General features: G+C 34.7%; 17 protein-coding genes and 1 tRNA gene. 16 read left to right on the forward strand and 2 right to left on the reverse strand.

The window, feature by feature from the left end:
* The first annotated feature begins 3 nt into the window (after window positions 1–3).
* From ABLO99_RS02825 to ABLO99_RS02840, 4 genes are all read left to right on the forward strand, one after another.
* Window positions 4–762 carry a cell division protein FtsQ/DivIB gene (locus ABLO99_RS02825; protein WP_047759014.1) on the forward strand — a complete coding sequence of 253 codons (759 nt, stop codon included), beginning with the start codon at window positions 4–6 and terminating at the stop codon, window positions 760–762.
* 252 nt (window positions 763–1,014) lie between these two features.
* A complete protein-coding gene (locus ABLO99_RS02830) occupies window positions 1,015–1,221 on the forward strand; it encodes a hypothetical protein (RefSeq protein ID WP_047758971.1) in 207 nt (68 codons plus the stop codon).
* A 20-nt stretch (window positions 1,222–1,241) separates the two neighbouring features.
* Entirely contained in the window at window positions 1,242–1,457 is a 216-nt protein-coding gene (locus ABLO99_RS02835) for an IS110 family transposase (protein WP_349968178.1), read from the forward strand.
* Window positions 1,458–1,500: 43 nt separating this feature from the next.
* Window positions 1,501–1,815, forward strand: coding sequence for a transposase (locus tag ABLO99_RS02840; protein ID WP_349968180.1), 315 nt, complete (start codon window positions 1,501–1,503; stop codon window positions 1,813–1,815).
* A 1,259-nt stretch (window positions 1,816–3,074) separates the two neighbouring features.
* Here the strand turns inward: ABLO99_RS02840 and prmC are convergent.
* Entirely contained in the window at window positions 3,075–3,926 is an 852-nt protein-coding gene (gene prmC / locus ABLO99_RS02845) for a peptide chain release factor N(5)-glutamine methyltransferase (RefSeq protein ID WP_349968182.1), read from the reverse strand.
* A gap of 427 nt (window positions 3,927–4,353) precedes the next feature.
* Here prmC and rpsL point away from each other — a divergent pair, with 427 nt between their 5' ends.
* The 12 genes from rpsL to ABLO99_RS02905 all read left to right on the forward strand — a co-directional run bounded on the left by rpsL (window position 4,354) and on the right by ABLO99_RS02905 (window position 20,250).
* Window positions 4,354–4,728: a 30S ribosomal protein S12 gene (gene rpsL, locus ABLO99_RS02850; protein ID WP_047759012.1), complete on the forward strand. Its 375-nt coding sequence runs from the start codon at window positions 4,354–4,356 to the stop codon at window positions 4,726–4,728.
* Between the two features lie 5 nt (window positions 4,729–4,733).
* Window positions 4,734–5,210, forward strand: coding sequence for a 30S ribosomal protein S7 (gene rpsG, locus ABLO99_RS02855; protein ID WP_114517759.1), 477 nt, complete (start codon window positions 4,734–4,736; stop codon window positions 5,208–5,210).
* A gap of 21 nt (window positions 5,211–5,231) precedes the next feature.
* Window positions 5,232–7,298: an elongation factor G gene (gene fusA, locus ABLO99_RS02860; RefSeq protein ID WP_349968185.1), complete on the forward strand. Its 2,067-nt coding sequence runs from the start codon at window positions 5,232–5,234 to the stop codon at window positions 7,296–7,298.
* A 12-nt stretch (window positions 7,299–7,310) separates the two neighbouring features.
* Complete coding sequence (gene tuf, locus ABLO99_RS02865) at window positions 7,311–8,483, forward strand: elongation factor Tu (protein ID WP_349967923.1); 1,173 nt, start codon at window positions 7,311–7,313, stop codon at window positions 8,481–8,483.
* A 12-nt stretch (window positions 8,484–8,495) separates the two neighbouring features.
* Window positions 8,496–8,568 (forward strand) — tRNA-Trp (locus ABLO99_RS02870).
* A 19-nt stretch (window positions 8,569–8,587) separates the two neighbouring features.
* Window positions 8,588–8,788: a preprotein translocase subunit SecE gene (gene secE, locus ABLO99_RS02875; RefSeq protein WP_238580378.1), complete on the forward strand. Its 201-nt coding sequence runs from the start codon at window positions 8,588–8,590 to the stop codon at window positions 8,786–8,788.
* Window positions 8,778–9,614, forward strand: coding sequence for a transcription termination/antitermination protein NusG (gene nusG, locus ABLO99_RS02880; protein WP_349968187.1), 837 nt, complete (start codon window positions 8,778–8,780; stop codon window positions 9,612–9,614). Before secE ends, nusG begins: the two co-directional genes overlap by 11 nt.
* Before the next feature lie 2 nt (window positions 9,615–9,616).
* The gene (locus ABLO99_RS02885) at window positions 9,617–10,057 is read left to right on the forward strand and encodes a 50S ribosomal protein L11 (protein WP_349968189.1); all 441 of its coding nucleotides are present in this window, start codon (window positions 9,617–9,619) and stop codon (window positions 10,055–10,057) included.
* Between the two features lie 4 nt (window positions 10,058–10,061).
* Window positions 10,062–10,715 carry a 50S ribosomal protein L1 gene (gene rplA, locus ABLO99_RS02890; RefSeq protein WP_047759007.1) on the forward strand — a complete coding sequence of 218 codons (654 nt, stop codon included), beginning with the start codon at window positions 10,062–10,064 and terminating at the stop codon, window positions 10,713–10,715.
* A 12-nt stretch (window positions 10,716–10,727) separates the two neighbouring features.
* Window positions 10,728–11,246, forward strand: coding sequence for a 50S ribosomal protein L10 (rplJ, locus tag ABLO99_RS02895; RefSeq protein WP_349968191.1), 519 nt, complete (start codon window positions 10,728–10,730; stop codon window positions 11,244–11,246).
* Between the two features lie 26 nt (window positions 11,247–11,272).
* Window positions 11,273–11,671, forward strand: a complete 399-nt coding sequence (rplL, locus tag ABLO99_RS02900; RefSeq protein WP_349968192.1) for a 50S ribosomal protein L7/L12 — start codon at window positions 11,273–11,275, stop codon at window positions 11,669–11,671.
* 59 nt (window positions 11,672–11,730) lie between these two features.
* Window positions 11,731–20,250 (forward strand): DNA-directed RNA polymerase subunit beta/beta', encoded by an 8,520-nt coding sequence (locus ABLO99_RS02905; RefSeq protein ID WP_349968193.1) that lies wholly within the window; start codon window positions 11,731–11,733, stop codon window positions 20,248–20,250.
* Between the two features lie 37 nt (window positions 20,251–20,287).
* On the opposite strand, the gene dusB is transcribed toward ABLO99_RS02905, so the two are convergent.
* Window positions 20,288–21,238: a tRNA dihydrouridine synthase DusB gene (dusB, locus tag ABLO99_RS02910; protein ID WP_349968195.1), complete on the reverse strand. Its 951-nt coding sequence runs from the start codon at window positions 21,236–21,238 to the stop codon at window positions 20,288–20,290.
* Window positions 21,239–21,251 lie beyond the last annotated feature (13 nt).

Consider the following 21,251-nt stretch of genomic DNA (forward strand, 5'->3'; position numbering starts at 1 on the left):
TAAATGTTGAGCAATGTTACTAGAAGCCAAAGGAGTTTTTTGCGTAAGTGTGCCTTGGTTGTTATCATAGCACTTTTTCTTACGCTAATACTCTACAGCTCACTTGATAAAATAATAAATCGATTTAATTGCTACTTTACCTGGTATAATGATCACTTATCCAACTTATTACTCAGCAATGGATTTTTAATCGATAAAGTAGTTGTCACCGGCAACAAATTTACAAATGAAAAGGACATTATAAGTTTGGTAGATAGAACGCAACCTATCATGTATATATCACTCTCAAAACTTATAGATAATATACAATCTGTAAGCGAATGGATAAAATATGTAAGAATTTATAGAATTTTGCCTAATATCTTACACATTGATGTAGATGAACATACACCTTTCGCTCTCTGGAAAGATGATAACAGAACTTCAGTAATTGATTCTGAAGGTAAAGTGATCGTAAATGACTACCCGATAGATGACCTCGTTGTAATCAAAGGACAAAATTCGTTATCAAACCTAAGATTCATTAAAGATATGCTAGAGAGAAAAACTCAATTAAGAGATCATATTTCTTCTTGTATTTATGTAGGAAATAGAAGGTGGAATATCGTACTTGATGACAATTCTACAGTAAAATTGCCTGAAGATAATCCTTATAGCGCATGGGATTATTTAAACCACTTGCAAAATACAACTGACTTTACTTTTAGCAATTGGAGCATAATTGATATGCGTGTTGCTGATAAGATCTTTGTAAAAAGGTAGTGCTCCTTTTCTTGTCATGCAAGTAGCTATAGCTCTTTTCACAATAATCCGAACAGATCATAATATGCTACTAGCCTACTATAGGTATAAACACATATCTTACCCTGTTCGGACTATTATAAGAAAGGCTATACATACTGTAATTGCTATTGAATGATGGAGAGACATACTCCATTATTTTAGCACGAAGTAACAAATTCAATGAATTAGTTCTTCAAGAATAATTTAAACTTTTACAGTAGGAGTAGTCTCATGAAACATTATAGCGGGTTAGATGTCTCACTCAAAGAAACTTTTATTAGTATCATTGATGAGAAAGGAAAAATTGTTAAAGAAGGGGTTGTTGCAAGTGAAAGCAGTGCAATAGCTGATTGGTCAAAACAAAAAATACGAGTCCATAGGAATAGAAAGCGGGCAATTATCAATATCGATGTGCAAAGAGTTTTGGATTACCAGTAACTTGTGTAGATGCAAGGCATATGGCAGCAGCATTATCTGCGAGAATCAATAAGAATGATAAAAATGATGCAAGAGGCATAGCACAAATGATGAGAGTTGGGCTATTTAAGGGGGTATTAGTAAAATCAGACGAAGCTTGTCAGGTTAAAATAATACTTGGAAGCAGAAGACAATTAATACGTTGCAGAGAGCAAATTGCGGGAACAATAAGGGAAAATATACGGGATAAAAGTTAATCAACGTCTTAGTTCTGCAAACTTTGCTTTAAAAGTGCAAGAAATGGTTAATAATCTAGATGAAATTAGCCAAACCTCAATTGAATCATTAGTACATAGTTTAGAAATAATAGAAGAATCAACAAGAAAACTTGATAAAATGCTCTCAGAACAAAGCAAAAAAGATGAGGATTGTAAATTATTAACTACTGTTCCAGGAGTTGGTATTATAGTAGTAATGACATATAAAGCTGCAATAGATGATCTGCATAGGTTTGAAACATCTTATACAGTTGGAGCCTATATGGGATTAAGTCCAAGACAGTACGCTTCTGGTGAGATTGATCGACACGGAAGTATATCAAAAATGGGACTGTAGGAATATGTTATATGAAGCCGCGCAGGTCTTACTGGTAAAATGTAAAAGGACATTTAAATTAAGAAGCTGGGGATTGAAGCTTAAAAAGAAAAAGGGCATGAAAAAAGCAATTGTTGCAGTAGCAAGAAAATTAGCCGTGATTATGCACAAGATGCTAATCGATAGAAAAGAGTTTTGCTATCAATAAACACTAAAGAAGTATAAAACAATAATTTTACTGAAAGTAAATGCCGATGGAAGGGATAAGCAAGAGGATAAGTTGAAGCATAGACTTCGTGGCCGTCCACTTCCGCCTAACAAGTATAGTGCTACAATATAAATTAGCCATATTAGACCGCGGAGAGAACAATGGAAGCATGCTACTTTTAACTTATATTAAGACTATAGAGGAAAAGAATGATACCTTAGTTTTTATAAGCTTAATGAATATGTGGTTTAAGTTTGTGTGGACGCACATATTCATTGGCTACATAGTTTAAAAGAGATTAATTGGAAATTAGTGTTGATGTTTTTATTGCCAATAAAACCTCTTTTGATTGAATAAGATAATACAATAATAAATAAAAGGTTGTATTAGAGCTGAATTTTACATCAAAAAATATTTTTCATGATACAAAAAATTATTGTTGACTTTTATGCAATTAGAGAACTTTTCCTGTTATTCTAGTGCGTAACACTGGAATCCAGTTTTCTTTGCAAATTTACTAAAGTAGGGTGTCATGCCAAGTAGGATGTCATTCCAGTACTGGAATCTAGCTTTTTCGTAATCATTGGAAACGCTTTATTCTAACATAAAGCAGCTACTTTTGTGCTTACCAACGTAATAAAATTCCTGGATGCCAGTGTCTGGGCACTGGCATCCTGCAGATAATGTTCGTGCAGCCGTGCCTCATGCGCTGGCTCTCTTAAATTACTCTAACTATAAATATTAATAAATTTACTAATTGCAAAAAAGGCAAAAGAACCCCCACGTAGTGAGTTTGACCCTATAATAATTTAAACTGGCGCTGTAATAATGTGCTAACGCTTAAAATAAGCGCGTTTTGGCTGAATGTAGAAAAAATAAAAAAGACATGCAGCCGCTATAATTTTATGTAATCCGCCAATAAGTACCCTAAGTTTTTTACTGAATTTTTGTCATTGAGCCTGCAGGTCAAAAACAAGTTTTGAGTCATAAATACCCTTATTGTCATGATAAGTGAACTAACGAAATTTGTAAAGGAGTTTTTGTTCCTACGGATTAGAAAGTTAGCATTCTGCTAGTCATATTCTTTACCTTGCTTTACAACAATGCATCTTTTCATTCCAGCCAAATCATATATGTATTCTTGAAAAGCTAGTCCATACGAGGGTATTATTTTGTCAATATTGCTTTGATCTTCGCCTATTTCCAGTATTGCAAACCCATCTTTTTTAAGGCACTTTCTCAATATTGGAAAAATACTCAAGTAACAGTTCAATCCGTCAATACCTCCATCAAGAGCAATTCTTGGCTCCTTTTGTACTTCAGCTTGCAGATCTTTTAATTTACTTCTTTTAATGTATGGGGGATTGCTTATTATGAGATCAAATAAGCCTCTACATTCTGTCCACGAATTTGGAAATATTTTAGCTCTGCTGAGAAGATTATGTTTCTTTGTGTTCTGGTAGGCAATTTTGTATGCTTCCAGGCTTTTTTCAAAACCAACTCCAATAGCATATTCATACTCACTAAGCACGGAGATCAACAAACAACCTGTGCCTGTGCCAAAATCTGCAATTTTTATTTTTTGCTTCTTATTCGGGTAATATTTTAATACTGTCGAGATTACTGTTTCACTATCTGGCCTTGGATCTAGAACATGTTGGTTAACTATAAAATTTTTACTCCAGAATTCACGATTACCTACTATTTGCGATATTGGATATTTTTCTACTCTTTTTTTTGTTAATTCCCAGAATAAAAGTTCTTTGTTTCTTGGTACATGATTGGTGTGATTCATGATTATGAATGATCTTTCTGCTCCAAGTACATGCTGCATGATGATTTCACAATCCAAATGTGATGATTCAATTCTATGTGACGATAGTAGCTTCGATCCTTCCTGAATTAAAGCGTTGATTGTTTTCATTATTCTAAAAATGTGTCCCTTTTAGCTAAGGACAGCAAAATTAAGTGTAAAACTTTGAACTTAGGATAGCTGCACTCAATCCCAGTGTCAAGCGTAGGATTGTAAAAATCGTCTGGATTTACTAAGTAACCTGGTTAATTCAATTGGTGTTAATGTGAGAAGCTCTTGGTTCTGTTATAAGCAATATTCTTTGCATATTCTGTGGTAGCCTTCACACTATATCCATACTAATTTAGCTATAGCAAGTGAAGCGATAATTTTTTGATATTCGAGCTAATCTGCGCTTTGGCATATGACTATCAGTAGCTTTCAAAGCAGTTAGGCTGAGATTATTAGAGTGATAATGTTTATTTTTATATTGACTATTGAGGTTTATTATTTTATAACTAGAGACTTAGTTATTTTGAGAGCTTTGAGTTTATAACATATGCCTACGATAAATCAATTGATGTCTAAAGGTAGATCAAGATTGATCTGCAAGAAAAAGGTACCAGCTTTAGGAGAATGCAATCCTCAAAGGAGGGGTGTTTGCACTAAAGTATATACCACAACTCCTAGAAAGCCTAATTCAGCGCTACGCAAGGTAGCTAGAGTAAAAATTAGTGGATATGGTGAAGTGACGGCTTATATACCTGGTGAAGGTCATAATTTACAAGAGCATTCTGTTGTTTTAATACGTGGTGGGCGGGTTAAAGATTTGCCAGGTGTGCGTTATCACATAATAAGAGGTGCTCTTGATCTGCGTGGTGTGCAAAATCGAAAGAAAGCTCGTTCAAAATATGGTGTAAAGAAATCTGGTTAAAATTTATGGCTCGTCGTAATAAAGCAAAAAAAAGAACAAGTCCTGATTCTCGTTATGGCAGTGTCTTGCTTATGCGTTTTATTAACACAATTATGAAATGTGGTAAAAAATCTATTGCAGAAAAGATTGCTTATAGTGCTTTATCTTTAGTTGAAAAGAAAATAGGCAAAGGTGCTTTGTCAATTTTTGAAACAGCAGTAGAAAATGTTACCCCTTCTATAGAAGTGCGTTCTCGACGTATTGGTGGTGCAACTTATCAAGTGCCTGTTGAAGTTCGGCAAGAGAGGGCGATTTCTTTAGCATTGAGGTGGATTGCTAGAGCAGCTTCTGCTACTCGAAAAAAGAGTGGCAAAACTACTGTTGATTGTCTGCAATCTGAAATACTAGATGCTTATAATAAATGCGGTGGTGCGTTTAAGATGTGCGAAGAAAAATATAAAATGGCTGAAGCTAATAAGGCATTTTCTTATCTTCGTTTTTAATTTTAGCTGATTGATTGTAATATGGAAATTTTAATATCTAGGTATAGAAATATAGGGATAATGGCTCATATAGATGCTGGTAAGACTACCACAACAGAGCGTATTTTATTTTATACTGGTAAACAAAATAGAATTGGTGAAGTGCACGATGGTGCAGCTTCTATGGATTGGATGGAGCAGGAGAAAGAGCGTGGTATTACAATTACCTCTGCTGCAACAACATGTTTTTGGAATGATCATAGGATTAATATAATAGATACTCCTGGTCATGTTGATTTTACTATTGAAGTTGAGAGATCTTTAAGGGTTTTAGATGGTGCGGTTGCTGTATTTGATGGAGTTGCTGGAGTTGAGCCCCAATCTGAGACAGTTTGGCGTCAAGCTGATAAATATAATGTTCCTCGTATCTGCTTTGTTAATAAAATGGATAGAATAGGGGCAAATTTTTATCGATGTGTCAATATGATAAAAACGAAGCTTGGTGCAGCACCTTTAGTTATTCAGTTACCAATAGGAAGTGAGAAAGATTTTAAAGGTATAATCGATCTCATTTCTATGAAAGCCATTATATGGCAAGAAGAAACGTTAGGCGCTAAATTTTCTTATGAAGATGTTCCTTCTGATTTGTTTGATAAGGCTCAAGAATATCGAAATTTTTTATTAGATGCTGCAGCTGAGATGGATGACGAGGCGATGAATACTTACTTTGAATCTAATGATTTACCAGTTGATTTATTGAAAAAATGTGTGAGAAGTGGGGCCATTAAAGGAAAATTTGTCCCTGTATTATGTGGATCAGCTTTTAAAAATAAAGGCGTGCAACCACTTTTAGATGGTGTGGTTGATTTTTTACCTTCTCCTATTGATGTTGATGTAATTGTTGGAACTGATCCTAAAGATTCAGAAAAGAAAATTGAGATCAAACCTTTAGAAAAGGAGAAATTCGTTGCTCTTGCATTTAAAGTGATGACAGATAAATTTGTAGGCAGTTTGACATTTATTCGTATTTATTCTGGTAAATTGAGATCTAAATCTATCGTGTTAAATGCAGGGAAAAATGAGACTGAAGGGATTGGTAGAATGCTGCTTATGCATGCAAATAACAGAGAAGATATAAACGAAGCTAAAGTTGGTGATATAGTTGCCTTGGTTGGATTAAAGAAAACAACCACCGGGGATACTTTATGTTCTGTTGATTTTCCTATATTATTGGAGCGTATGGAATTTCCTGAGCCTGTTATTGAAATTGCTATAGAACCTAAAACTACTTCAGATCAGGAAAAATTAGGTGTTGCTTTGAATAGATTAGTTGCGGAAGATCCTTCTTTAAGGATATTAGTGAATGCGGAAAGCGGTCAGACTATACTGAAAGGTATGGGTGAATTACATCTTGAAATTATTATAGATAGGCTAAGGCGTGAATTCAATATTGGTGTTAATGTTGGTGCACCTCAAGTTGCATATCGTGAAACTATCACTAAATCTGTTGAAATTGATTACACTCATAAAAAACAATCAGGTGGTGCTGGTCAGTTTGCTAAGGTTAAAATAAAATTTGAACCTCTTGAGCCTGGTTCTGGGTTTCAATTTGAAAGTAAAATTGTAGGCGGTGCAATTCCAAAGGAATATATTCCTGGTGTACAAAATGGTTTGGAATTGATAAAAGAAGGTGGTATCATTTCTGGCTTTCCATTGATTGATTTTAAGGCTATTCTTCTTGATGGTGCTTTTCATGAGGTTGATTCTAGTCCTTTAGCTTTTGAACTTGCTGCTAAAGGTGCTTTTAAAGAGATGGCGAATAAAGCTGGTCCAAAAATGTTAGAGCCTATAATGAAGGTTGAAATCATTACACCTGAAGAGTATATGGGTGATATAATGGGTGATGTAAATAGCAGAAGGGGGCAAGTTTTGAGTATGGAAACGCATAATAGTAGTACTATGATTCTTGCTTTTGTACCTCTTGCAAATATGTTTGGTTATATAAATATTTTGCGTTCTATCTCTCAAGGAAGAGCTCAATATAGTATGCATTTTTCTTGTTATGAACAAGTGCCACAATATGTAGTTGATGAGTTAAAGTATAATTAAAGGGTAGTAATTATGACAGCAGTAGTAGAAGCATTTGACAAGCCGCATGTAAATGTGGGAACGATAGGACATGTGGATCATGGAAAGACAACGTTAACAGCGGCAATAACAAAACATTACGGGAACTTTATAGCATATGATCAAATAGATAAAGCGCCAGAAGAAAGAAAGAGGGGAATAACAATAGCAACAGCGCATGTTGAATATCAGACGGAAAAAAGGCATTATGCACACGTTGATTGTCCTGGGCACGCTGATTATGTAAAGAATATGATAGTAGGTGCAGCACAGATGGATGCAGCAATATTGGTGGTGTCGGGGGTTGATGGGCCAATGCCACAAACGAGAGAGCATATATTGCTGGCAAAGCAGGTGGGTGTTGGATATATTGTGGTATACATAAATAAAGCTGATGTTGCTGATGCTGATATGATAGATTTAGTGGAAATGGAAGTGAGAGAGTTGCTGAGCAAGTACGGATTTCCGGGGGATGAAGTACCTGTGATAGTTGGTTCAGCACTCAAGGCGCTGGAGGATGATAGCAGTGAATATGGAAAGAAATCAATAGACAAATTGATGGGAAAATTAGATGAATATGTGGAGATTCCACCAAGGCCTGTAGATTTACCATTTTTATTGCCAATCGAAGATGTATTTTCGATATCGGGGCGTGGGACGGTAGTAACGGGAAGGATAGAAAAGGGAGAGATAAAAACAGGTGATGAGATAGAGATAATAGGTCTAAAAGCGACGCAAAAGACGATATGTACTGGTGTAGAAATGTTTAAGAAGTTGCTGAATAAGGGGAGTGCGGGGCTGAATGTAGGGATATTACTAAGGGGGACAAAGAGAGAGGAGGTGGAAAGAGGGCAAGTATTAGCAAAATCGGGGACAATAACGCCGCATAAGAAATTTAATGCGGAGGTATATATATTGAAGAAAGAAGAAGGAGGAAGGCATACACCATTTTTTGCGAATTACCAGCCACAGTTTTATTTAAGGACAACGGATGTAACTGGGAGCATAAAATTGCTAGATGGGAAGGAGATGGTAATGCCAGGAGATAATGTGAGTGTAGAAGTAGAATTGCAAGCACCAATAGCAATGGATAAGGGGTTGCGTTTTGCGATAAGAGAGGGTGGTAGAACTGTTGGTTCTGGTGTGGTTTCGGAAATTTTGGAGTAAGATTTGAATTATAGGAGTGTAGCTCAATTGGTAGAGCACTGGTCTCCAAAACCAGAGGTTGTAGGTTCGATTCCTATCGCTCCTGCATTAATGTTATAGTAAAAATGTTAAAAAATTTGTGTGGTTTTTTTTGTGATATAAAGCAAGAAATAAGGAGGATTGCTTGGATAAAAAAACAGCAGGTATTGTCATCTCTGTTTGTTGTAATAGTTGTTATATTATGTTTTTCGATTTTCTTCTGTTTCGTGGATTTTATGTCTCTTTACATAATTAAGACTTTGTTTGGAATTATTTATGGAATGTGAATATAAATGGTATATCATTAAAGTTGATTATGGGTATGAATCAGATATACGTGAATTGGTAAGCAATACTGTCTATTTTAAGGAGGTATTTATTCCTTATCAGATAGTATATAACTCAAAGTCTAATATAAAAGAGTTATGTGAAGTATATATATGTATGCATCTGTGTGATGAAAGCAAAAATATTTTGAATCAAATGATTGGATTTTGTAGTGACGAGTCTGGTAATTTTGAGGAGATTTTAGATGATGAGATAAATTCAAAACGCAAGGAATTTAATAGATATAAGTGGTATATCTTAAGAGTTGCCTCTAATTATGAAGAGAAAGTGCGCCAACATATATTAGAAAATTCTATGAGATTGGGTATTAACAATTATTTTAATGGGGTTTTTATTCCTTGTGAAGAGTTAAGTGAGATGGACTTAAAATCTAAAAAAATTGCTGCACGGAGGAAATGCTTTCCTGGTTATGTTTTTTTATACGTGAATTTATGTGATGAGGTATTGAATTTTATCAATAATATACCAAAATCTCTTAAGGTTTATGGATTTTTGAAAAATGGTAATGTTCCAAAGGTAATTACGGATGATGAGATTCGCTCAATGTGTAGTGCGCTTTACAATGCTCAAGAAACGAAAAAGTTAAGTTATGGTTATGAGAAAGGTGAAAAAGTAAAAATCAATGATGGTCTTTTTCAAAATTTTGCTGGTAAGGTAGATATGGTAAATGATGAGAAAAAAATTATTAATGTGGAAGTATCGATTTTAGGTAAGCCAACAATAATAGGGCTTGATTTTGCTCAAGTTGAAAAAATAGAGGAGTAGTTATGAGTGTTATAATTGCTAAGATTAACTTACTTATGGAAGCTGGAAAAGCAGTTCCAGGACCGAAAATTGCTTCAGTACTTGGTCCGCGTGGTATACCTATTCCTAAGTTTTGTGAAGCTTTTAATAAAGTTACTAGCGCTGCTAACGCTAATTATAAAGTAGGCGATTTAGTAACAGTGCGAATTTCCATAAAGGATGATCGCTCTCATGATTTTACTGTTAGCGGTCCGCCTGTGGCTTATTTACTTAAGCAGGAGGCTAAATTAACTAAAGGTTCTGGTAATCCTGGTAAAGAATTAGTGACTAAATTACCTATGTCTGCTATAATTAAAGTGGCAAAGTGCAAGATGGTTGATATGAAAGTGGGTAATGAAGATTCAGCGGTGAAAATGGTTGTAGGCACTGCAAAATCTATGGGTATAGAAGTTGTGGAAGGTTAGGTAAATGAATACATATAATGATAATCCTAAGCAGTGTTTGAAGAAGATTATTGAGTTTGCTTCAGCAAAGTTTAATGAATCAATTGATATTGCAGTCAATTTAGGAATAGATTCTCGTAAATCTGAAGAGCAGGTGCGTGGTACAGTAGTTTTACCTAAAGGTATTGGAAAGGATATTAAAGTGGCTGTTTTTGCTCAGGGTAAGCATTTATTAGAAGCTAAAAAAGCTGATGCTGATATTGCAGGGGGAGAGGATTTAGTTGAAGAAATAAAAAAAGGTAAAAAGTTGGATGTTGATTGGTGCATCACTACTCCTGATTTTATTGTAAAAATTACTCCTATTGCAAAAATATTGGGTGCTAAAGGGCTGATGCCTAATCCTAAATTTGGTACTGTGACTTCTAATGTTGAGGAGGCTATTAAAACTATTAAGTCTGGTCAAATAAGATTTAGGACAGATAAGAGTGGTATTATTCATGGTAAGTTAGGGAGTGTTAAGTTCGATGTTGATAATTTATTGGAAAATTTAAAAGCCTTTCTTAAAGTAATTAAAGATAATAAACCTACTTCTGTAAAAGGAGTTTACTTTAAAGGTGTTTTTTTAAATTCAACTATGGGTAAAGCTTATAAAATAAACAAAATAGAAGATATAATTTAGGGGAGTGGTACCGTGAAGCGTAAAGATAAGGATGAATTTATACAGAGCATAATGAATATATTTGTAAATAATGATTTCTTAATATTGGTAAATTTTAAGTCTATGAATGTTAATGATTTATTAATTCTTAGGAATAGCCTAAAGTCTGTAATGAGTGGGATGTTGGTAGTTAAAAACACTCTAGCCTGCTTAGCTTTGGAAAGGACTGGCAGATTTTCTTATTTATCAGGCAAATTTTCTGGTCCTGTTGCTATTATATACTCTAGTGGCATAGTAGAAGCTGCAAAATTAATAGTTGATTTTGTTAATACTAATAAAGAAAAAATGTCTGTAATTTGTGCAGCTCATATAAATGAATTGTTGACAGTGGAAGATGTTAATAAATTGGCTAAATTGCCTTCTCTGGATGAATTACGTGTTAAAATTATGCGTTTAATATCTTATGATATTCCTGCTCGATTGGCGTTGTCTATTAATTTATCTTCTATGAGGCTTATGAGAGTTTTGGATTATTATAGTTCTAAAAAATAAATTTGTTGTTAAGTAAGGTGGTAATTATGAGTAATGTAATAAGTGATTTAGCTAATAAAATATTAGATTTAAAACTAATAGAGGCTTCTGAACTTGTAAAAGTTCTAGAAGAGAAAATAGGGTTGCCTGCTAATTCTTTTCTTGGTGAAGTTGTTGGTGCTGGGGCGCCTATTAGTGATAATGCCGCTCCTGCTGCTCAAGAAAAAGCTGAGTATAAAGTTGTAATTAAAGAAATTGATGCGAGCAAAAAAATAGGAGTTATTAAAGCTACTAGAGAGGTTAATTCTACATTGGGTTTAAAAGAAGCAAAAGAGTTGGTTGAATCTTTGCCTAAAGATTTGATTGCTAATGTTTCTAAAGACGAAGCAGAAAAAATAAAGCAAAAACTTATTGAAGCAGGAGCAACTAAAGTTGAGTTTGAATAAAGTGTTAGTATATTAATTTTATGTTGATATAGCTCTTTTAATTAGTTGAAGGTATTTTAATGATTGATTCTTCTTATATGTGTGCTTCTAGTGCTTTTGTTCCTAGAGTTTCTTATTCCAGGTCGATTGATTTAAAAGATTCTTTGTTAGATTTGGTTAAAGTTCAAAAGGAATCATATAGTTCCTTTAGTTCTAATAGTAAGGATAATAAAAGGCTTGAAGCTATCTTTCATACAATCTTTCCAATAAATGATCCTTTGCATAGGGCTACTATCGAGTTTATGAGTTGTAGGGTAGATGATCTTAAGTATAATGAATCTGAATGTATAAAACGTGGTATAACTTTTTCTGCTCAGGTTATTGCTTCTATACGTCTTGTTATTATGCAGGATGGTGTTTCTCTTGATGAATATAAATTAATTAAAGAGAGTGGCGATCATTCTAAATTTGCAACTGTTATAAAATCTGTTGAAGAGCAAGAAGTTCGCTTTTGTGAACTGCCTATGATGACTGATAATGGCACTTTCATCATTAATGGCGTAGAAAAAGTTATCGTTTCACAAATGCATAGATCTCCTGGAGTGTTTTTTGATAGTGATAAGGGAAAAACTTACAATTCTGGTAAATTGATCTATTCTGCCAGAGTTATTCCTTATAGAGGTTCTTGGCTTGATATTGAGTTTGATGTTAAAGATCATTTGTATTTTCGTGTTGATAGAAAGAGAAAATTGCCAATATCAGTTTTATTAAAGGCTTTTGGCCTATCAAATAATGATATACTTAATAAATTTTATGAAAAAGTAGAGTATGTAAAACATAAAAGTGGTTGGAAAGTACCTTTCACTCCTGATAAATTTAAGGGAGTTAGATTGCCTTTTGACTTAAGGGATGTTACAGGTAATATCCTGCTTAAAGCTAATGTTCGTATTACCGCAAGGCTAGCCAAAAAGATGCATGAAGATGGATTGAAAGAGTATCTGGTGCCTTCTGATTCTATATGTGATTTATTTCTTGCAGAAGATTTAATAGATAGTGCTAGTTCTGCAAAAGTTTTATCTGCTGGTGAACCTATAAAATTAGAGGATGTAAAAAAGCTTGAGTTGTTATCTATAGATAAAATATCAGTATTGAACATAGATAATGTTTCTGTTGGACCTTATATATTAAATACACTTTTCTTAGATGAAAATATGTCTTATCAGAATGCGCTATACGAAATATATAAAGTTTTACGTCCCGGTGAAGTTCCTGTTTTAGAGATAGTAGAGGAATTTTTCCATAATCTTTTCTTCAATCAAGAATATTATGATCTGTCTGATATTGGTAGATTAAAACTTAACTCTTGCTTTGGGTTAAATTATGACGAAAATTTAACTACTTTAACACATGGAGACATTATTGGAATTATAAGAAAAATAGTATTGTTACGTGATGGTCAAGGATCTGTAGATGATATTGATCATTTAGCAAATAGAAGAGTCCGTTCAGTTGGGGAATTTATAGAAAATCAATTTAGAACTGGATTATTAAAATTGGAGCGGGCAGTAGTTGATTCTATGTCTACTTCTAGTTTAGATAAAGTCTCTCCATCCGATTTTATAAACCCAAAAGTGTTAACCAATGTCTTAAGAGATTTTTTCAATTCTTCTCAATTATCTCAATTTATGGATCAGACTAATCCATTATCTGAAATAACACATAAAAGAAGGTTGTCGGCGTTAGGTCCTGGTGGTTTAACAAGAGAAAGGGCGGGATTTGAAGTGCGTGATGTTCATCCAACTCATTACGGAAGAATTTGCCCTATTGAAACTCCTGAGGGGCAAAATATAGGCTTAATTAACAGCTTGGCTATATACGCTCGTATTAATAAATATGGGTTTATTGAAAGTCCTTATAGGAAAGTAGTGAATAAGGTTGTTACTGATCAAATTGAGTATCTGTCTGCTATAGATGAAGGTTTATATTATATAGCTGATACCAGTGCAAAGCTTGATGAAAACAATTGCTTTGTTGATGATATGCTGTATTGTAGATATGCTGGTACTTTTGTCATGGTAAGTAGTAACCAAGTGAGTTACATTGATTTATCTCCTAAGCAGGTAATATCAGTTGCTGCTTCTTTAATTCCATTTTTAGAAAATGATGATGCTAATAGAGCACTAATGGGTTCAAATATGCAACGTCAAGCTGTACCTTTATTGAAGCCTACTGCTCCTTTGGTTGCTACTGGTATGGAGTCTTTCGTAGCTTCTGGCTCTGGCGCTGTAGTTTTAGCAAAACGTGATGGCATAGTTGATAGCTCTGATAGTAACTCTATAGTTATACGTGTTTTTGATAAAGAAGGGGTTAACTACTTGGATGTAGATATTTATCATCTAAGGAAATTTCAGCGTTCTAATCATAATACTTGTATTAATCAGAGACCACTGGTGCATGTAGGTGATTGTGTTAAGAAAGGTGATGTGATAGCTGATGGTCCTGCTATTAATAATGGTGAATTGGCACTTGGTCAAAACTTGCTAGTTGCTTTTATGTCTTGGCAAGGTTATAATTTTGAAGACTCAATTATTATTTCTAGTGAAGTTGTTAAAAAAGATCTCTTTACTTCTATTCATATAGAAGAATTTGAATGTGTTGTGCATGATACTCCTTTAGGGTCAGAAAAAATAACTCGTGCCATACCCGGTGTTAATGAAGAAAATCTTTATCACTTGGATGATAGTGGTATAGTGAAAATTGGTACAAGAGTTGGTCCGGGCTATATTTTGGTGGGGAAAGTTACACCTAAGCATTCTCTTTCATTGCCTCCTGAGACAAAACTGTTAATGACAATTTTTGGTGAAAAGTCATTTGATTGTGCGGATTCCTCTTTATATACATCTCCGGATATTGAAGGGACAGTGATTGACGTGCAAGTCTTTACACGCAGGGGGGGAGAAGAAAATGAAAGGGCATTTCTCATTAAGCAAAAAGAGGTAAATGACTTTGAGAAAGAGCGAGACCATATAATCAATGTTATTAGTCAATATTTCTATGATGAATTGAAAAAACTTCTTATTAGTTCTGGCTCTCAAGATCGAGAAAGTATTAATTTTATTGAACGTGAGGTATGGTGGGGTATAGGATTAAAAAACCAATCTATTTCTAAGCAAGTTGAGAGCTTAAAAGAGGGTTTTAATCAAAAGATATCAAATGCAATAGCACAATTTAAGAAAAAAGTAGAAAAATTACATGAAGGTTATGATTTACCTCAGGGTGTGTCAATGTCAGTAAAAATTTTCATTGCTGTGAAACATAGTCTGCAACCAGGAGATAAAATGGCTGGTAGACATGGAAATAAAGGTGTGATTTCTCGAGTTGTTCCAGTGGAAGATATGCCTTATTTGGAAGATGGTACTCCTATTGATATTATTCTTAACCCTCTTGGCGTTCCTTCACGAATGAATGTAGGGCAAATATTGGAAGCGCATGTAGGTTGGGCTTGTAAAAAATTAGGAGAAAAAGTAGGCAATATTCTTGACGAGATTAATAAAATCAAACGTGCTTTTTGTGAGGGAATTAAATCTCTTAATGATGATGATTTTGTAAAATTTGCAGCAGCATATCTTGATAATAAAAAAATTGAGGATATTAATGATGATGAAATAACAGCTTCTATTTTAGATATGCCTAATAAGGATGAACTAAATAATGAATTGACTACATTAGTAGAGAATTATTTTAACTCTTGTAAGGGTGCACACAGCAGTTTACGTAACTTCCTTACTGAGGTTTATAGTTGTGGCAGTAATGTATCTGTTTGTAATAATATTCATGATATTAGCGATAATAATCTCATTGAATTTGCGCATAAATTACGTAATGGCATTCCTGTTGCTGCACCTGTATTTGAAGGTCCAAAAGATGAACAAATAGTAAAGCTATTTGAACTTGCTGGGTTGGATAACTCTGGGCAAGTTGTATTATATGATGGTTGTTCAGGTAAGAAGTTCGACCGCAAAGTTACAGTTGGTTACATGTACATGCTTAAGTTGCACCACTTAGTAGATGGTAAAATTCATGCGCGTTCAGTAGGACCTTATAGTTTGGTTACTCAACAGCCTCTTGGAGGAAAGTCTCATTTTGGTGGTCAGCGTTTTGGTGAAATGGAATGTTGGGCATTGCAAGCCTATGGTGCTGCTTATACTTTGCAGGAAATGTTAACTGTGAAGTCTGATGATATTAATGGTAGGGTTAAGATTTATGAGTCGATAATAAAAGGTGATAGTAATTTTGAATGTGGAATTCCTGAATCCTTTAATGTGATGATAAAAGAGCTGCGTTCCTTGTGTTTAAATGTAGATTTGAAGCAAAATGGCATAGTAATTGAAGATATATCCCATACTAACATTGCACAATCTTTTAATGAGGTTAGCATTTCTATTGCTAGCCCTGAAAGTATTAGGCGTATGTCTTGTGGAGAGATAACGGATATTTCAACCGTAAACTATCGTACATTCAAAGTTGAGAAAGGTGGGTTATTTTGTCCTAAAGTTTTTGGTCCTGTCAATGATGATGAATGTTTATGTGGAAGGTACAAAAAAAGGAGATATAGGGGCCGTATATGCGAAAAATGTGGAGTAGAAGTTACATCTTCCAAAGTAAGGAGAGAGAGAATGGGTCATATAGAGCTTGCATCTCCTGTTACTCATATATGGTTTTTGAAGTCACTTCCTTCAAGAATTGGAGCATTATTAGATATGTCTCTGAGAGATATTGAGAGTATTTTATATAGTAATAATTATGTTGTGATAGATTCTCTTGTTTCCTCTTTCGAAAAAGGTGAAATTATTAGTGAGAAAGCTTATAATGAAGCTAAAGATAGCTATGGGGTCGATAGCTTTGTAGCTATGCAAGGTGTTGAAGCTATAAGAGAACTGCTAACGCACCTTGATTTACATGAAATTAGAAAGAATTTAAGACAGGAGTTAGAGTCTGTTGCTTCTGAAATGAGAAGAAAGAAAATTATAAAGAGATTGCGTATTGTTGAAAATTTTATCAAGTCTGGAAACAGGCCTGAGTGGATGATACTTACAACTATACCTATTTTACCACCTGATTTGCGTCCTTTGGTATCGCTTGAAAGTGGTCGCCCTGCAGTTTCTGATCTGAATCATCATTATAGATGTATTAATAATAGAAGTAGAAGATTGGAAAAATTGTTAAGTTTAAATCCTCCTGAGATTATGATTCGTAATGAGAAAAGAATGTTACAAGAGGCAGTTGATTCTCTTTTTGATAATAGTCGTCGTAATACTCTGATAAATAAAGCTGGCGCTACTGGATATAAAAAGTCTCTTAGTGATATGCTGAAAGGAAAGCAAGGTCGTTTCCGTCAGAATCTTTTAGGAAAAAGGGTAGATTACTCTGGACGTTCTGTAATAGTTGTTGGTCCAACTTTAAAACTAAATCAGTGTGGATTACCAAAAAGAATGGCTCTTGAGTTATTTAAACCTTTTATTTACTCAAAGCTTAAGATATATGGCATAGCTCCAACTATTAAATTTGCTAGTAAATTAATAAGAGCAGAAAAGCCAGAAGTTTGGGATATGCTTGAAGAAGTAATAAAAGAGCATCCTGTTTTGCTAAATAGAGCGCCTACGCTACATAGGCTTGGTATTCAGGCTTTTGAGCCAGTCCTTATTGAAGGTAAAGCAATACAGCTTCATCCACTTGTTTGTACAGCATTTAACGCTGACTTTGATGGTGATCAAATGGCAGTGCATGTGCCAATTTCATTAGAAGCTCAACTTGAAGCTAGAGTATTGATGATGTCAATAAATAACGTTTTGAGTCCTTCTAATGGAAGACCAATTATAGTTCCTAGTAAAGATATAGTACTTGGTATATACTATCTGACTCTACAGCAACTTAAGGAAGATAGCTTATCACTTTTTAGTGCTTTTTGTGAAGTTGAGCATTCCTTAAACAATGGTACTCTACATATTCATTCTAATATAAAGTGCAAAATGGAGTATATTAATAACGATGGAAACATTCACTATAAAATTGTTTGTACAACTCCTGGACGTTTAATATTATGGCAGATTTTTCCTAAACATGAGAATCTAAGCTTCGATCTAATAAATCAGGTATTAACAGTGAAGGAAATAGCTAGCATAGTTGATTTGGTATATCGTAATTGTGGTCAAAGTGCTACAGTGGCATTTTCTGATAAATTGATGACACTTGGCTTTGAGTATGCTACATTTTCCGGTACTTCTTTTAGTCGTTGCGATATGGTTATACCTGGGACTAAAGCTACACATGTTGATTATACAAGGGGTGAAATTAAGAAATTCTCTGCACAATATCAAGATGGGCTAATCACTAGAAGTGAGAGGTATAATAAGGTTATAGATGAGTGGTCTAAGTGCACAGATATGATAGCGAATGATATGTTAAAAGCGATATCTGTATATGATGAAAATAGTAAGTACAATTCAATATACATGATGGTTAGCTCCGGTGCAAGAGGTTCTACTTCCCAGATGAAGCAGCTAGCAGGAATGCGAGGGCTTATGACTAAACCTTCTGGTGAGATTATAGAAACGCCTATAATTTCTAATTTTCGTGAAGGGTTGAATGTCTTTGAATACTTTAATTCTACTCACGGTGCACGTAAAGGTTTAGCCGATACTGCACTTAAAACTGCAAACTCTGGGTATTTAACTCGTCGTTTAGTTGATGTATCTCAAAATTGCATAGTTACAAAATATGACTGCAAAACAAAAAATGGTCTTATTGTAAAGGCTATAGTTGAGGGAAGTACTATAGTTGCATCTCTAGAGAGTGTTGTGCTAGGTAGAACAGCTGCAAATGATATATATAACCCAGTAACAAAACAGTTATTAGTAAAAGCAGGGGAATTAGTTGATGAAGATAAGGTAAAGCAAATCAACATTGCGGGTCTTGATGCTGTAAAAATTAGGTCACCTTTGACTTGCGAGGTGAGTTCCAGTATATGTTCTTTATGTTATGGAAGAGATCTTGCAACTGGTAAAATTGTTTCAATAGGCGAAGCAGTTGGTGTAATAGCTGCTCAATCTGTTGGGGAGCCAGGTACTCAGTTAACGATGCGTACTTTCCATATAGGTGGAGTAATGACTAGAGGTGTTGAATCCTCAAATATTATAGCTTCTATTAATGCTAGAATAAAATTAAATAATAGTAATATAATTATAGATAGAAACGGAAATAAAATTGTGATAAGCCGTTCCTGTGAAGTCGTCTTAATTGATAGCCTTGGTAGTGAAAAATTGAAGCACAGTGTGCCTTATGGTGCTAAACTTTATATAAATGAGGGTGAGTTAGTAAAAATTGGTGATAAAATTGCGGAATGGGATCCTTATACATTACCTGTTATTACGGAAAAGACTGGTACAATATCTTATAAGGACTTAAAAGATGGAATTTCGATCACTGAAGTGATGGATGAATCTACAGGAATATCAAATAGAGTAGTAAAAGATTGGAAATTGTATTCTGGTGAAGCTAATTTACGTCCTCGTATTGCGCTCCTTGATGATAATGGCGAAGTAATAACGCTCGCAAGTGGTGTTGAAGCATGTTACTTTATACCGGTTGGTGCAGTGCTTAATGTACAGGATGGTCAGAAGGTTCATGCAGGTGATGTTATTACAAGAACACCAAGAGAGTCAGTTAAAACTCGTGATATTACTGGTGGTTTGCCGAGGGTTATAGAATTATTTGAAGCACGTCGTTCTAAAGAGCATGCTATCGTTAGTGAAATAGATGGTTGTGTAATGTTTTCTGAGAAAGATCGTAGAGGAAAACGCAGTATATTAATTAAACCTGTAGATGAACAGATTTCTCCAGTTGAGTATCTGATATCAAGAAGTAAGCATGTGATAGTCAATGAGGGTGATTTTGTGCGTAAAGGTGATTTATTAATGGATGGTGACCCTGATCTTCATGATATTCTACGTGTGCTTGGGTTAGAAGCTTTAGCACACTATATGATTTCTGAAATACAACAAGTTTATAGGTTACAAGGTGTGCGCATAGACAACAAACATTTAGAAGTGATCTTAAGACAAATGCTACAAAAAGTGGAAATTACTGACCCTGGTGATACTATGTACTTAGTTGGCGAAAGTGTAGGCAAGCTGGAAGTTGATAGAGAAAACGGTGCTATGAATAACTCTGGCAAACGGCCTGCTCATTATCTCCCTATTCTACAGGGGATTACTAGGGCAAGTCTTGAAACTAATTCTTTTATTTCTGCTGCCTCTTTCCAAGAGACAACAAAAGTACTGACGGAAGCAGCATTTTGCGGAAAGAGTGATCCTTTAAGTGGATTAAAAGAAAATGTTATAGTAGGAAGATTAATTCCTGCTGGTACGGGTTTGATTATGAATAAGGTGAGGGCACTTTCACTTTGTGAGAATATAGATAAGTATGAAAAATATTTTGATATTGAAACTTATGACGAGAAATGTTTGGGGGATAATGGTTGTCATTTAAGTTCTGGTGAAGAAGAGAGTATGGTGGCATCACATTATGATCAGTCGAATTGAATATAGCTAACGAGACAGTATGTTGAATCAACTTTTTTTAATTAAAAAAATTGATTATATTTTCTTTTACTTCTGTGCTATCTGTCATGCTATTTACTCTTACACGAAATTCAGATGAATTTTTAAGTCCACTACTGTACCAGCCTATATGTTTGCGGGCTATCTTTATTCCTATGTCGTTTCCATAGTATTCAAGAATACTGTCGTAATGCTTGAGTATTATGCTTAGCCTCTCTGAGGCTGTCGGTTCAGAAATTTCACCTCTACTTAAAAAATTCATTACTTGATTAATCAACCAAGGTTTGCCGTAAGTACCACGACCTATCATTACTCCGTCTGCCCCTGATTCTTTGAGCGCGTTTTGAATATCATCCAAGCTTTTAATATCACCATTCACTATAACCGGAATTTTTACTTGCTCTTTAACATTTCTAACGAATTTCCAATCTGCTTGACCGTTATAAAGCTGTGCCCTTGTTCTTCCATGCACAGTAATCATTTTTGCTCCTAAATCCTCGGCAATTTTCGCAAGTCTCGGGGCATTGCGATTTTCATCGTTCCATCCAGTGCGCATTTTCACCGTAACTGGCACATTCACTGCTTTGACCACGGCCTCAATTATCTCAGCTGCTTTTTTCTCATCACGCATTAGCGCTGATCCTGCATAACCGTTTACAACTTTCTTAACAGGACAACCGAAATTTATATCTATTATTTTTGCACCCATATCCTCATTTAGTTTTGCAGCTTCTGCCATAACATCTGGCTCACACCCAGCAAGCTGCACAGCAGTTAATTCATCGACTTTTGCTTTTTGCAGACTCTGGCGAGTTTGTATAATCATGGCTCTGCTTGCAATCATTTCTGAGACTAACAAACTTGCACCAAGTTTCTTCACAATACTTCTAAACGGATAATCAGTCACCCCAGACATTGGCGCTAAAATTACCGGAGAATCAATCGTCAAACTTCCTATTTGGAGGGGCATGAGGTTAATGATA

This window comes from Wolbachia endosymbiont of Armadillidium arcangelii, assembly GCF_040207875.1.
In the GTDB taxonomy this organism is placed as follows: Bacteria; Pseudomonadota; Alphaproteobacteria; order Rickettsiales; family Anaplasmataceae; genus Wolbachia.